Raw genomic sequence first — 13,415 nt, forward strand, 5'->3', positions numbered from 1 at the left:
TGCCCACATCCAGAGCGAGGCAGACGCCGGGTCCGGCGCCGCCGAGGGGGTGTTCGCGCTCCTCACCCTAAACTCGGATCGCCAATGCGAGGGAATCGACGCCAGCGTTTAGGCGCTCCATGCGTACCCGGTCACGCCCAACAGCGCCTGCTTCATTCCTTTGCCCGGCGCTCCCGCTGGAACCGGGTCAAGGCGTCCTGTTGCCGCGCCGTGTACGATGGCAACGGTACCCTCCGATGCTCCTTGCTCCGCAACACTCGGAGCGCGCGCTTCACCTCCTCCGGCGTCGCGGTGTAGCCGTAGCGTTTCAGGAATCCTCGCGTGTTGTCGACCACGTTCTCCACCGTAGGGATCATCGCCAGCGGGATCGCTTCCTCGATCTGCGTGCGCGTCGCCGTTCTGAGCCTTCCCATCCCCGCCCCCTTCCGAAGCAGAAATGTTCGGGACTTCAAACGCGCTGCGTCCCCCCGCGCCGTCCGCGTTCGCTGCGCGGGGGGGACGGACTGCGTCTCCCGGAGTCAGTATAACCCGGCGACGAGGACGCGATGTTCCGATGACGAGCGTCAGGCCGGGAAGGTCGCGTCCGCATGTCTCTGGAACCGCGGCATGACGTCCCTCGCCAGCAGTTCCATCGAGCGACGCCAGAGTCGCGGGCGGTCCCAATCGTGGCCGGTCATCAGCAGGGTGCCGAAGTGACCGGTCTCATCGCGCAGCGCGACCAATTGGTCGAGCACGCGGCCCGGCGTCCCGGAGATGACCTGCGAGCGCTTGATCACGTCGACGGTCGCCGCCTCGTCGGGCATCTCGGGATCTGGTTTGATCATGAACAGGGCCTTGCGCCCCACGGCGAAGCTGTGCCGGAAGAAGGCGTAGTAGTAGGAGAGGCCGTTGGTCGGGTCCGCGAGGTAGTCTTCGGCCTCCGCGTCCGTCTCGGTGACGAGCACGCAGCGCGAGACGCGCCAGACGGTTGGGTCGGGCCGCGCTCCCACCCGTTCGCGCCCTTCCGCGTAGCGTTCCCAGTGGCCGCGCAGATACCGGCGGTGAAAGAAGTTCCCTGAGATCGGAATCCACCCCCGCTCGCCCGCGGTCCGGGCGCTCAGGGAGTTGGGCGTGACGAGGGACAGCGCGATCGGCGGGTGCGGCACCTGGTACGGTCGCGGGACCCAGCCGACCTTGAAGGCGGGCCAGACCGAGTCCTTGAGCGACAGCGGCCACGATTGTCCGGGCAGGTCGTACGGCGGGTCCTGGGACCACAGCTTCAGCACCGTGTCGATCGACTCGACCACCATCTGCGAGCGCACCTCGCTCGGGGGGACGTGGAACATTTCCATGTCGCTGCCGAGGCCGCCCGAGCCGATCCCCAGGATGAGGCGCCCGCGGCAGAGATGATCGAACATCGCGGCCTGCGCCGCCACCACGAGCGGGTGCGTCTGCAGAAGATTGAGGACGCCCGTGCCGAACCGAATCGTCCGCGCGCGGTCGATCACGGTCGAAAGGAACACGAACGGGGAGGTGATGCGCTCGCTCCACGACGTGAGATGCTCGCCGACAAACACCTCCGAGAAGCCGAGCCCGTCCGCGAGGATGATCGCCTCGCGGTCTTCCTCGAGCACGGCGGTGTAGTCCCGATCAGGATGGTGAAACGGCATCATGAACATGCCGAGCGTGACGCTCACGACAGCCTCCTCACCCGTGCCGCACGGAGCATCCCCGAGCGCTTGGGGAAGGTTCTAGGTCTGGCTCCCGCTCAGCCGGCGCACGTACGGCCGGAGCGTGGTGCGGTGAAGGGAGTCGACGAGCCGATCGTCGGCCGTGACAAGGAAACAGTCTTCAGCCACCGCCAACGCGAGATATAGCGCATCGTATACGGAACGACCGAACCGTGTCGCAATCTCGAACGCTGCGGTAAGCAACGGTACGGAAGGACGGAGCACAATCGGCGGGGCTGAGGCGAATGCGGTGACGACGTGCTGTGCCTCGCGTGGGCTGAGCTCGCCGCGCCGGGTCTTTTTCCAGAGCGTGTTGCCGAACTCGGTGAGCAACAGATCGGGCGCGAGCAGCCGCAGGCCGCGAGCGAGGAGTCCGGACGCGTGATCGCTTCCCCGCTCCGGGACGTACCATTTCACCGCCACGCTCGCGTCGACGACCACCAGCTCGGTGCGCGTCACCGCCGACGGTCCTCTCGGATGAGGGCCGCGCTGTCACTGAAGGTGCGGTCGCGCCGACCGAGCCGCGCGCGCACCGCGGAGGCGATCCGCGCCGCACTCTGATCGGTCGATTCGCTGGCCGCAGATTCGAGGATGGTCACGAGTTCCTGCTGAAGCGACCGCTGGTGTCGTGCAGCCCTGCGCTTGAGTGATTTGATCAGGGCTTCGGGAACACGCCGAATGAGGACGTCCGTCACGAGCCACCTTCCGTTCGAACGTGCTATCATCATGATAGCAGTCGAAGCGTTTCGGTGTCAAGAACGTACACTGCCCCGTGAGCCGCGGCGCGGATGGCGTTGCCTGCTGCGGGCTGGTTCGCGGCGGCACTAGCGAGCCTAAACGGCACGGCCGCCGCGTGTTCCATCGCGTTGCTTCGCATCGAGAGGGTTGTTTCCGCCGTCAGCGAGGCCGTGGCACGATCGTCGTGACGACAGCGGGCCCGCGGCCGCCCACCGGGTCGCAGAAACGTGGCCGACGCTGGGGAGGGGTAGCTCGTGTCCACCAAGCGCAGAGCGCCGACGTCTAAACCCGCCAAGGTCGTGAAGGAGGGGGCGGCCATGCAATTTCCGGAGATGCCGCAGGAAGACTCCGCATCGTTCGACGAGGTGACGGCGATCGCGCGCGAGCGAGCGCTCGCAATGCCGACGCAGCGGGCCGCCCGGGAGAAACGCGACCAACACGCGTTGGAAGCGGGAGCGGGCGCCACGTCGCAGGCCGTCATCGACGGCTTGAGCAAGACTCGTCTGATGGTCAACGAGGCACTCGATGACGTCGGTGGGGCCCTGCTGGACCAGGCAAAGCAACTGGCCGCGCTGGAGGAAGCCGTTCGCCTGCGCCGGGCCGAACTCCAGGAGGTGTATCGGGTCGAAGTGGCCGTACGCACGCTCGAGGAGATGGTTGCTCGGTATCACGCCGAGCGGCAGCGGCTCGAGAGCGAGCTCTCTGACGCCCGATCATTGGCCGAGGCAGAGCGCAGTAGGTGGCAGGAGACGTTTGATGAAGAGCAGGCCGAAGCCCGGAAGGCCTGGGAGCGCGCGGAGGAGGAGTACGACTATCGGAAGAGGACGGAGCGTGCGCGAGAGGAGGCGGAGTACCAAGCAAAGCGGAAGGCGCTTCTGGCCGAACACGATGAAGAGCGGACCCGCCGCGAAGAGGAGTTGAAAGGCCGGGAGAATGCCCTGGCTGCGAGCGAGGCGCGGCTCGCTGAGCTGGAGGCTCGCGTCCAAGCCTTCCCAGGGGAGCTAGAGCAGGCAGTGGCCCAAGCCCAGCAAGCCGCGATTGTTGTCGAGCGCGAGCGGGCCCGTATGGCATCGGAGTCAGCCGCCAAGGAAGCTCAGGCTGCCGAGGCGCTCCTCAAGCAACGCGTCGGAACTCTGGAGGAGCAGAACCGGGCTCAGAGCGCGCGCATCGGGCAATTGGAGCGTGAACTGCGCGAAGCCGTGCACCGGGTCCGCGACATCGCGCTGAAGGCCATCGAAGGTGCTAGTGGTGCGGCTGCACTGCAACGAGTCAGCGAGTTCGCGCTGCACCAGGCACGAACGCGCGGTGAGGGTGCATGAGACCCAAACCAAGATCACCGTGATGTCTTTTCGGTCAGGAAGATTTCTCGAGAGAAGTCGTCGCAAACCCCGCACCGCGTAGCGTGATCGAGGCGTCGGGTTTGCAGGATGCGCCACGTCTAACCGCGGGCGCGGCAGCGCAGAACACCTCTCGGTTCATGAGGTGAGCTGCTCGCAGACAAAGACTCTGAGAACCGGGGCCCGTGCCAAGGCGTGACCTCACGGCGGCGTTCTCAACGGTCCCGCCGATCCCCTCTGCATGCAAATCAGGCGCCCTCGGGCCGCTCGTCTTTCTCAAGTACGGAGAGGAACGCTCGAGGGTCGAGAACGGGCGGTCGGGACCTTCGGAGCCCTGTGAGATGGGTATCACCCGAGACAAGAAAGTGAGCACCCGCAGCCCTGGCCAAACTGACCAGATAGTCATCCTCGCGGTCAGGCGTCAGTCCTCCGACCGACTGTGGACCGGTCGCGGTGCTCGCTCGGCGATCGAGTAGGGAGACGTATGCCCCCGCTTCCTCGATCGTGACGTACGGCCTGAACTTGGGACGCGGGAGAACGGCCCTCAGCTCACTGCGCAGCTTCGGGGAGACGACAAGCTCAAACAACCCTTCCATCCAAGCAAGAAGGATCCGAGCCGGAGCGCCGCTGCCTGATAGCAGCGCAGCGATCAGGACGCCGGGATCGGGGGGCGACCGGATGCACCTATTTTCTCGCGGCGTGCAGTTCCCGATAAGCGAGATCGCGAGCGTCCTTCTCCGTCAACTTGCCGCGGCTCCAGATTCTCTCGAGCGCGCCGTGCCCCAGATATCCACGGAGAGCATCCTCAAAAACCTCGTCCTCCTTCCTGCCGGTGCGAGCCGCAAGAACCTTGATGGCGTTGAGCACGGCGTCGCCGATGAAAACCGTAAACTTCCTCCTCGCCATATGTCCATTTTAACCGATCGCATCATTCTGAGGCGTCAGCCGTCACGACGCCTACTGCCCCGGGCGTCCCTCGAGTGCCAGAACTGGAACACTTTCCCGCTCGGGCCGCTTCGAATCTCATGGCACCGCGCCGTCGACGCTCTATTCGTCTGGTGCTCCAGTTTCCTGGTCCGTCCGCGCGGACCGGGCGTCGATGCGCGGGCGCCTCGCAACGGCGAGAAGGCTCGCGCCAAGCGGTAGGCGCAGAAGATCGCCGACCGATGCGAGCGCCGATGCCACCCCGCGCTTGATCCGCTCCATGGGACGCTTCCCCATGTCGTTTTGCGCGCTGCGGATCGCGACGACCTGATATCCCATTGACGTGAGCAGCGTGCTGATGGTGCTGGCCGAGAAGTGGGCAACATGTTCGCCCGCCCCCACAAAATCGACACCGGGTCGAAATCGTTGCAGCGCTCTCGCCTTCCACAGATTGTACGGGCCGTTCGGTACCCTCGCGAGCAGGTATCCGCCGGGCTGCAGGACGTTCCAAATGGAGGCCAGGATCGCCTTGGGCCGGGCGATGTGTTCCAGCACGTCCAGCATGGTCACAACATGGAACGTCTGAGGATCAAATGCGTTCGCGCGGTTGTCGTAACGCACATTGAGGCGCAGTTGCCGGCACCACGCGGCTTGCGTCTCAGACGCTTCAATGCCGTAGCAGTCGTATCCGTACGCGGTCGCCGCACACAGGAACAGGCCCATGCCACATCCCACGTCGAGGATCCGCCAGCGCTCGCGATCGATGTTGAGGCAGTCGATCGTGCGCACCGCGGACGTGTACACGTTCATGCGCTCCGTCGCGGCCGCGCGCATTTCGTCAAACAGGTCCTGGCGTTGAAGCGCCTGGTAATATTCTCCGGAGATAGGAGGGTCGGTGTAGAGTAGGCCGCAGGCTTGGCATTGAACGATGCGCGCGGTTCCCTGCGTGAAGCGCGTCACAGGAGAAGTGGCATCGCAGACCGGGCATCGGACTGTCAACGGGCACCCCCCGGAGGTCGGGCGAAGATAGCTGAGCCCGAGCCGGCGCATCGGTCACGCCGCCTGTTGACCATTACACGACTTTCATAGGACACAATTTGGAAGCCCATCCTAATTCTTCGAGTTGTAGGCGACAGACTCTTGCACATCTTGCGACATCTAGGGCGTGCTGGCGGTGGAGGGACTACGGGTCTTATGCGGCGGAGTTCTCGAGGTACGAGCGGTGCCAGAGCTGGAGCACGAGAAGATTCCACAGCTTCTTGCGGTGGTCGTGTGTGCCTTCGAGATGCTCCGACAGCAGGCGGGTCACCGCCTGCGGGTTGAGGAGCCCCTGGCGGGCGAGGCGATCCGGCGCGAGGACGTCGCGGAACAGATCGCGCCAAGGGCCGCGGATCCACATCCCCACCGGTATCCCAAACCCCTTCTTGCGACGGTCCAAGATCCGGTCGGGCAGGACCCCCCTCAGGCTGTGTTTCAACAGGAACTTCGTCGTCAGCCCCCGCAGCTTCTGCCGCGCCGGGAGGCGGCTCGCAAACTCGACCACCGCGGTGTCGAGGAACGGCGAGCGGACCTCGAGCGAGCACGCCATGCTGGCGCGGTCCACCTTGACGAGCACGCCATCCTGCAGGTACAGTTTGGCGTCGAGGTAGAGGAGCGTGCCGAGCCAGTCCCGGTCTGCCGCCGCCCGGACGTACCCGCGCACTTCGGAGAACAGGTCGTCCGACCGGACCTGCTGCCACACACTGGGCGCGAGCAACGCGGGCAGGTCGTCGGCCGCAAACGTCCCGAGCCACGCGGCGTGTCGGAGCTCGAGAGGCCGGCCGAGGCCCGCCAGGAAGCGCCGGATCTTGAAGTCCAGGCTGAGGTCGCCGTAGGAGACCGGCAGGCGTGCCGCCAGCGCCCGCGCCCCCGCGACGACCGGGCCCGGGGTCCACTCGAGCCGGCGCGCCACCTGATGCGCCTGGTACGTCGGGTAGCCAGCGAAGAGCTCATCGCCTCCGTCGCCGGACAGCGCCACGGTCACGTGACGTCGCGTGAATTGCGAGAGCAGGTACGTCGGCAGGATCGAGGCGTCCGCCAGCGGTTCGTCGAGGATCTCGCCGAGTCGTGCCGCCAGGTCCAGCATCACCCGGGGCGCCAAGATCTCCTCGTGGTGCTCGGTGCCGAGACACGCCGCCACCTCGCGCGCGTACCGCGACTCGTCGAACGACGGCTCCTCAAACCCGATGCTGAACGTCTTCACCGGCGTCGACGAGTGCCGCGCCATCAGGGCCGTTACCGCGGACGAGTCGATCCCGCCGCTGAGGAACGCGCCCAAGGGGACGTCGCTGATCAGGCGGCGCTGCGTGGCGGCGTCGAGCAGCTGCGCCAGCCGCTCCGCCGCCTCGGGGACATCCGCCCCGTCGTCGCCGGGGGCGGGGAGGTCCCAGTACCGCGTCAGGCGGGCGCGGCCGTCCTCGTAGACGAGCACGTGCCCGGGCGGCAGCTTCGAGACGCCCTGAAAGATCGTCTGGGGCGCCGGCACATAGTCGAACGCGAGATAGCGCGCTAGCGCCGGCACCGACAGCGTACGCGCCACAAGCGGGTGGCGGAGCAGGGCCTTCAGCTCGGACGCGAACACCAGCCCGTCCCCCGCGAGCGTGTAGTGTAGCGGCTTCTTGCCCATGCGGTCCCGTGCGAGGACGAGGCGCCGGCGGGGTGCGTCCCAGATCGCGAACGCAAACATCCCGTCGAGGAGCGAGACGAGGTCGGGGCCGCGGTCCTCGTACAGGTGTACCAGGACCTCCGTATCCGAGCGTGTCCGGAAGCGGTGCCCGCGGAGTTCCGCGTCGGCGCGCAGGTCGAGGAAGTTGTAGATCTCCCCGTTGAAGGCGACCCAGACGGTGCCGTCCTCATTGCCGATCGGCTGGTGGCCGCCGGCGACGTCGATGATGCTGAGCCGCCGCGCGCCCAGCGCCGCGCCCGCCGCCACGTAATACCCGTCGTCGTCGGGCCCGCGGTGGCGGATCGCGTCGCACATCGCGCGGATCACCCGGTCCGCGCGATCGGGCGCGAGCGCGCTACCGGTGAATCCCGAGATCCCGCACACGGACCGCATCCCCGTTGTGGCTGACCACCCGCCGCACCACGTAGATCGGCTTCGCCTGCGACTCGTGGTACGTCCGGACGATCAGCTCGGCGAGGAGGCCCATCAGGATGAGCTGCAGCGCGGATACGAAGCAGAACCCGGCGATCCATGCGAGCGGGTTCTGGTGGACCCAGATGCCATACGCGAGCTTCTGGACGGCCACGATGATCGTGACGAGGATCCCCACGGCGGCCACGGCGAAGCCCGATCCGCCAAAGACGTAGATCGGCTTCGTGAGGTAGCTGCTGAGGAACCGCACGGTCATGAGATCGAGGAGGACCTTGAGCGTGCGCACGATGCCGTACTTGGACCGGCCGAACCGCCGGGGGCGGTGGTTAATGGGAAGCTCGGTGATCCGGGCGCCGATCGACGCCGCGTAGGCCGGGATGAGCCGGTGCATCTCGCCGTAGAGCTGGACGTGCTCCAAGACCTCTCTGCGGTAGGCCTTGAGCGTACACCCGTAGTCGTGGAGCTTGAGCCCCAGGACCGTGGAGATCGTCAGGTTCGCGAGGATCGACGGGAGGCGCCGGCTCAGAAACGGATCCGCGCGGTCCCGCCGCCACCCGCTCACGACGTCGTACCCGTCGTCGAGCTTCTCGACCAGCCGCGGGATGTCCGCGGGATCGTTCTGCAGATCTGCATCCATCGGCACGATGGTGTCGCCGCGGGCGTAGTTGAGGGCGGCGGCGATGGCCGCCGTCTGACCGAAGTTGCGCCGGAGCTGGACCGCGACCACGTGCGGATCCCGCTCGGCGAGGCCCTCCAGCACGCGGAAGCTGCCGTCGGTGCTGCCGTCGTCGACGCAGACGATCTCCCACGGCCGGCCGAGGCGCTCCATCACCACCGTGACCTCGGCGTGGAGCGTCGGTAGGCTCTCCGCCTCGTTGTACACGGGCACGACGATCGAGATCTCCACGGCGGAATCACGAGACGCCATCGTCGGCTCCTCCGTGCACGCGGGCGGCCGGCGCGGGGTCGCGCGACGGCTGCGCGGCCGTCTTCCTCGCCTCGAACACCCCGGCGTAGAATGCTTCCTGCAGCAAGTTCTTGTAACACTCGTTGAGCACCAGCAGCCAGTCGCGCCGCTCGCCCACCGGTACGAGCCGGCGGAGCAGCGGCATCACGAGCGGTGTCCGGAACACCAGCCACTTGAACGGAAGCATCCACGGGAGGATCTCGAGAAACAGCCCCAGCCGGCCCGGCCGTCCGTGTTTCCTCCAGACGTACACCGCGCAGAGTCCGGCCTCGTACATTTTGCGCCGGACCCCCTCCAGACTTTCGACATGATAGTGATAGCCGAGGGCCTCCGGCTCGTACTCGAACACGACGCCCATCGCGGACATGCGGAGCGCAAGGTCCAGGTCCTCGTACCCGTAGCCTGGAAATCCTTCGTCGAAGCCGCCTGCGGCGTCGACGTCCGTCCTGAGCATCGAGAAGTTCCGCGCGACGACGTGGTACGGGGACATGCGCTGGCGGCTGCGGACCGTGAGGTCCGGGCTCACCTCCTTGACCCGCATGAACGGGGTCACGAGGCTGTCGGGGTGGATCACCGTAGCCCCCTGCACCGCGATCCGGGCCGCCGCCCGCGGGTAGTGGCGGTAGTGCGCGACGAGCAAGCCGGGCTCGGCCCAGAAGTCCGAGTCGACGAACAGAACGATCCGGCCCCGGGCCTGACGCCAGCCCAAGTTGCGCACGGCCGAGGCGCCGGCGTGTGCGCGGGTGAGGTACCGGAGATCCGTGGGAAACGCGATCGTCCGCACCATCTCGGCCGTGCCGTCGGTCGACCCGTCGTCCGCGACGATCACCTCGTACCGCTCGCGGGGAAACCGCTGCGCCGCAAGGTGCTGGAGCGTCCGGCGCAGCACCTCGCGGTTGTTGAACGTCGAGACGACGACGCTAATCTCCATGCGTCTGGGTCCGGCGCGGTTCGACCGCGGGGGAAGGGGAGGGCGACGGGGCGCGCCGCAGTGCTGCGAACACGCCGTCGTAGTACGCTTGCCAGATCAACTCTGTGTAGCACTCGTTCGCGAGCAGCAACCAGCCGCGCCGCTCCGCGACGGGGAGGAGCCGCCGGAACAGCGGCATGAACAGGGGGGTGCGGAACACCAACCACTTGAACGGGAGCATCACGGGCAGGATCTCCAGGAACAGGCCGAGCCGGGGGGACCGGTTGTGCTTGCGCCAGAAATAGACCGCACCCTCGCCCGCCTGGCGGAGCTTGCGGCAGATCCCCTCGAACGTCTCGATGTGATAGTGGTAGCCGAGCGCCTCGGGATCGTAGTCGAACTTGGCGCCCCGCGCCTGCATCCGCATCGCCAGCTCGATATCCTCCCAGCCGTAGCCCGTGAATCCCTCGTCGAATCCCCCGACCTCGTCGAACTCGGAGCGGAGCACCGAGAAGTTCCGTGTGATGATGTGGACGGGCGAGAGGTTGTGGCGGCGTCGCATGGAGAGGTCCGGGGTGATCTCCCGGGCGCGCATGAAGGTGTTCACGCGGGCGTCCGGATGCGTCAGGGCGCGGCCTTGCACCCCGAGCCGGCGGACGCCCGCCGGATAGTGCGCGTGGTGCGCCGCGAGCAGCGTCGGCGTGGCCCAGACGTCCGCGTCCATGAACAATAGCAGGCGCCCGCGGGCTGCCCGCGCCCCGCGGTTGCGCGCTGCGGACCGGCCCACGTTGGGTTGGGCGACGTAGCGCACGGCGACCGGGCCGCGCTGGGCATCCGCGACCATCGCCGCCGTGCCGTCGGTCGAGCCGTCGTCGGCGATCACGATCTCGTACGCGTTCTTGGGAAATGTTTGCGCGGTGAGCTCCGCGATCGTCCGGCGCAGCACGTCCCGGCTGTTGAACGTGGGAATGACGACGCTGATCTCCACCGGCGCTACCCGTTCGCCGCCCGCGTGCGGGGAGCACCGCGTCCGCGCAGCTCCGCGAGGTACCGTTCGTTCAACACCCCGGAGAGGAGCACGCGGCCGAGCGCGGGGGCGCCCCAGCGCCGCGTACGCGCGACCAACGTCTCGACGTTGCCCGCGTGGACGGCGCCGAACCCGCGCTGCAGCAGATTGAGCAGCAGGTGCAGGGGTGTCAACTGCACCGCGAACCGGGCCTCGAGCGTCGGGTACTTGGCAAAGAAGATGCGGGCCGTGCGCGCCCGTTCCTCCTCCTTGACGAGCATCGCCGAGAGCGTGCCGGGGGACACCTCCGGGCGGTAGTGGTAGAGGACGGCGTCGCGGCGGAACACCCGCCGCAGCCCCAACCGCCGCAGCCGCAACCCGAGGTCGAGGCCCTCCCACCCGTAGGGGAAGAACGCCTCGTCGAACAGCCCCGCCCGAAGGAGGTCCGCGCGCCGCACCGAGCCGTTGTCCGTGTCGAAGTACGCGGTCGAGATGTCCAGCACCCCGCCCCGGACGTCGAACGGGCGATCCAGCGTTTCCGTGACGATCACGGGCCCGCGGCACACGATGCCGTCCGGATGCACGGTGTGGGCGTCGAGGTGGGCGTCGAGAAACACCGGCGGGGCCAGCGAGTCGTCGTCCACGAACGCGACGACCTCGCCCTGGGCGCCGTGGATCGCCGCGTTCCTGGCCGCCGGCACGCCGGAGCGACGGTCCATGCGGTAGGCGCGGATCGCGCAGCGCGCGCGGCGCCGCGCCGCGTCGACCACGGCGGGCGTGTCGTCGGTCGAGGCGTCGTCCGCGACGAGCACCTCGTACCGGGCCGGGTCGAGCGTCTGCGCGTCGAGCGCTTCCAAGCACCGCGCCAGCACCCGCGCGCGGTTCCGCGTCGCCGTGATGACGCTGACCGCGACCGTCACGATGCCGGCGCCGGTGTCGGGGGCGCCGCCCGGCCGGTCTCCTCGAGGAGCTGCCCTCGCACGAGGCGGCTGTAGACGCCGTCGCGGGATGTAAGCTCGTCGTGGGTGCCGACCTCGACGATCCGGCCCTCCAGCATCACCACGATCCGGTGGGCGCTTCGGACGGTCGACAGCCGGTGCGCCACGATGAACGTGGTGCGGTCCCGAGTCAGCCGCGCCATCGCCTCCTGGATCGCTTCCTCCGACTCGCTGTCCAGGGCCGAGGTCGCCTCGTCGAGGATGTACACCGCCGGATCGTTGAGCACGGCGCGGGCGAGCGCGAGGCGCTGGCGCTGCCCGCCCGATAGCTGCATGCCGCCTTCCCCGAGCACCGTGTCGTAGCCTTGGGGCAACGCCGAGATGAACGCGTGGGCGTTGGCCACGCGGGCCGCCCCCTCGACCTCCGCCCGCGTGGCGCCGGGACGGCCGTACGCGATGTTGTCCGCAACGCTGCCGGCGAACAGGATCGTCTCCTGCGGCACGAGTCCGATCTGCCGCCTGAGCGACCCGATCGTGACGCGGCGGAGATCGTGGTCGTCGATTTCCACGGTCCCCCGGCTCGCGTCGTAGAATCGCGGGACCAGGTTGACGAGGCTGCTCTTGCCGGCGCCGCTCGGTCCGACGATCGCGACGTGCTCGCCCGGCTGCACGTCGAGCGTGATCTCGCGGAGCGCGAAACGCCCGGGTTCGTAGGCGAGGGAGACGTTGCGGAACCGCACGCGGCCCCGCAACGGCGGCAGGGGCACGGCGTCCGCGGGCTCCGTCACGGTTTCGGGGACATCCAGCAGTTCGAAGACCCGGACGAGCCCGGCCATCGCCTGGCGTGCCTCGGAGTACAGGCGCGTCATCCCCATCGCCGGGTCCATCGTCAGCGCGAGGTAACCGAGGAACGCGAGCAGGGACCCCGGCGTCATCTCGTGCCGAGCGACGTACCGCGCGCCCAGCCACAGCACGAACACGAGCGACAGCGCGGTGAGCAGGCTGACGAACGACACCTCGAACGCGATCAGCCGGCGGATGTGGTAGTTCGCCTGGAACGTGCGGTCGTTCTCCTGGCCGAAGCGCTGTTCCTCGCGCGACTCCTGGACGAACGCGCGGATGATCCGGGCGCCGATGACCGACTCCTTGATGAGACGGGTCAGCGCCGCGATCTGTTGCTGCGCGCTCGTGGAGCTGCGCTGCACCTCGCGGCCGAACAGCCGCGCGACCAGGAAGAACACGGGGACGGTCAGGAACGTCAGCAGCGCGAGACTCCAGTTGATCGTAAAGACCATCACGATGATCCCGACCAGCGTGAGCACGGTCGTGATCAGGTCCACGAGCCCGTTGAGCAACCGGGCTTCCACGAGTTGGGTGTCCTGGATCGCCCGGGAGATGATCTCCCCGCTGTGCCACGTCACGAAGCGGTCGAGCGACCACCGCTGCACCTGCCGGAAGAGCCCGGCGCGAAGGTCGGCGACCAGACGGTGGCCGACGTAGGCCAGCAGGGAGAGTTGGACGTACAGGCAGACGCTCCGGAAGGCGTAGATCCCGAGGACCACGAGCGCGCTGTGGTTGAGCACCGCCAGGCTGCCCGTCTTGATCACCACGTCGGCCTGGTTGCCCAAATAGCGCGGTACGTACAGCCAGGCCACGGCGACCAAGACCGCGGCGCCCACGCCCGCCCCCAACTGCAGGCTGTACGGCCGGAGGAACCGGGACAGCCGCCGCAATTCTATCATAACGTCAT

14 protein-coding genes are annotated in these 13,415 nt (G+C 67.7%); 1 reads left to right on the forward strand and 13 read right to left on the reverse strand.

What is annotated here, in order from left to right; all coding sequences use genetic code 11:
* Positions 1-152: 152 nt before the first annotated feature.
* The 4 genes from VKZ50_10050 to VKZ50_10065 all read right to left on the reverse strand — a co-directional run bounded on the left by VKZ50_10050 (position 153) and on the right by VKZ50_10065 (position 2,308).
* On the reverse strand, positions 153-413 hold the full coding sequence (locus tag VKZ50_10050; protein ID HLJ60062.1) for a hypothetical protein: 261 nt from the start codon (positions 411-413) through the stop codon (positions 153-155).
* A 150-nt stretch (positions 414-563) separates the two neighbouring features.
* A complete protein-coding gene (locus VKZ50_10055) occupies positions 564-1,676 on the reverse strand; it encodes an LLM class flavin-dependent oxidoreductase (GenBank protein HLJ60063.1) in 1,113 nt (370 codons plus the stop codon).
* A 54-nt stretch (positions 1,677-1,730) separates the two neighbouring features.
* Positions 1,731-2,168 (reverse strand): type II toxin-antitoxin system VapC family toxin, encoded by a 438-nt coding sequence (locus VKZ50_10060; GenBank protein ID HLJ60064.1) that lies wholly within the window; start codon positions 2,166-2,168, stop codon positions 1,731-1,733.
* On the reverse strand, positions 2,165-2,308 hold the full coding sequence (locus tag VKZ50_10065; GenBank protein ID HLJ60065.1) for a hypothetical protein: 144 nt from the start codon (positions 2,306-2,308) through the stop codon (positions 2,165-2,167). The genes VKZ50_10060 and VKZ50_10065 overlap by 4 nt, the downstream gene beginning before the upstream one ends.
* Before the next feature lie 393 nt (positions 2,309-2,701).
* Here VKZ50_10065 and VKZ50_10070 point away from each other — a divergent pair, with 393 nt between their 5' ends.
* Entirely contained in the window at positions 2,702-3,766 is a 1,065-nt protein-coding gene (locus VKZ50_10070; GenBank protein HLJ60066.1) for a hypothetical protein, read from the forward strand.
* A gap of 266 nt (positions 3,767-4,032) precedes the next feature.
* On the opposite strand, the gene VKZ50_10075 is transcribed toward VKZ50_10070, so the two are convergent.
* From VKZ50_10075 to VKZ50_10115, 9 genes are all read right to left on the reverse strand, one after another.
* Complete coding sequence (locus VKZ50_10075; GenBank protein ID HLJ60067.1) at positions 4,033-4,506, reverse strand: putative toxin-antitoxin system toxin component, PIN family; 474 nt, start codon at positions 4,504-4,506, stop codon at positions 4,033-4,035.
* Positions 4,469-4,690, reverse strand: coding sequence for a hypothetical protein (locus tag VKZ50_10080; protein HLJ60068.1), 222 nt, complete (start codon positions 4,688-4,690; stop codon positions 4,469-4,471). Before VKZ50_10080 ends, VKZ50_10075 begins: the two co-directional genes overlap by 38 nt.
* Positions 4,691-4,831: 141 nt before the next feature.
* Entirely contained in the window at positions 4,832-5,668 is an 837-nt protein-coding gene (locus VKZ50_10085) for a class I SAM-dependent methyltransferase (GenBank protein ID HLJ60069.1), read from the reverse strand.
* Positions 5,669-5,900: 232 nt separating this feature from the next.
* Positions 5,901-7,796: an asparagine synthase (glutamine-hydrolyzing) gene (gene asnB, locus VKZ50_10090; GenBank protein ID HLJ60070.1), complete on the reverse strand. Its 1,896-nt coding sequence runs from the start codon at positions 7,794-7,796 to the stop codon at positions 5,901-5,903.
* Positions 7,768-8,772: a glycosyltransferase family 2 protein gene (locus VKZ50_10095; GenBank protein HLJ60071.1), complete on the reverse strand. Its 1,005-nt coding sequence runs from the start codon at positions 8,770-8,772 to the stop codon at positions 7,768-7,770. Before VKZ50_10095 ends, asnB begins: the two co-directional genes overlap by 29 nt.
* The gene (locus tag VKZ50_10100; GenBank protein ID HLJ60072.1) at positions 8,759-9,742 is read right to left on the reverse strand and encodes a glycosyltransferase; all 984 of its coding nucleotides are present in this window, start codon (positions 9,740-9,742) and stop codon (positions 8,759-8,761) included. The genes VKZ50_10095 and VKZ50_10100 overlap by 14 nt, the downstream gene beginning before the upstream one ends.
* Positions 9,732-10,709: a glycosyltransferase gene (locus tag VKZ50_10105; protein HLJ60073.1), complete on the reverse strand. Its 978-nt coding sequence runs from the start codon at positions 10,707-10,709 to the stop codon at positions 9,732-9,734. The genes VKZ50_10100 and VKZ50_10105 overlap by 11 nt, the downstream gene beginning before the upstream one ends.
* 5 nt (positions 10,710-10,714) lie before the next feature.
* Positions 10,715-11,647: a glycosyltransferase family A protein gene (locus VKZ50_10110; protein HLJ60074.1), complete on the reverse strand. Its 933-nt coding sequence runs from the start codon at positions 11,645-11,647 to the stop codon at positions 10,715-10,717.
* Positions 11,644-13,407, reverse strand: coding sequence for an ABC transporter ATP-binding protein (locus tag VKZ50_10115; GenBank protein HLJ60075.1), 1,764 nt, complete (start codon positions 13,405-13,407; stop codon positions 11,644-11,646). The genes VKZ50_10110 and VKZ50_10115 overlap by 4 nt, the downstream gene beginning before the upstream one ends.
* Positions 13,408-13,415 lie beyond the last annotated feature (8 nt).

It is taken from the genome of bacterium (genome assembly GCA_035295165.1).
GTDB lineage: Bacteria > Sysuimicrobiota > Sysuimicrobiia > Sysuimicrobiales > Segetimicrobiaceae > JAJPIA01.

Bases quoted from the DNA above. Each gene is read 5' to 3' on its own strand.
- VKZ50_10100 (HLJ60072.1), bottom strand. From the start codon at position 9,742: ATGGAGATTAGCGTCGTCGTCTCGACGTTCAACAACCGCGAGGTGCTG.
- VKZ50_10095 (HLJ60071.1), bottom strand. From the start codon at position 8,772: ATGGCGTCTCGTGATTCCGCCGTGGAGATCTCGATCGTCGTGCCCGTG.
- VKZ50_10050 (HLJ60062.1), bottom strand. From the start codon at position 413: ATGGGAAGGCTCAGAACGGCGACGCGCACGCAGATCGAGGAAGCGATC.
- VKZ50_10080 (HLJ60068.1), bottom strand. From the start codon at position 4,690: ATGGCGAGGAGGAAGTTTACGGTTTTCATCGGCGACGCCGTGCTCAAC.
- VKZ50_10115 (HLJ60075.1), bottom strand. From the start codon at position 13,407: ATGATAGAATTGCGGCGGCTGTCCCGGTTCCTCCGGCCGTACAGCCTG.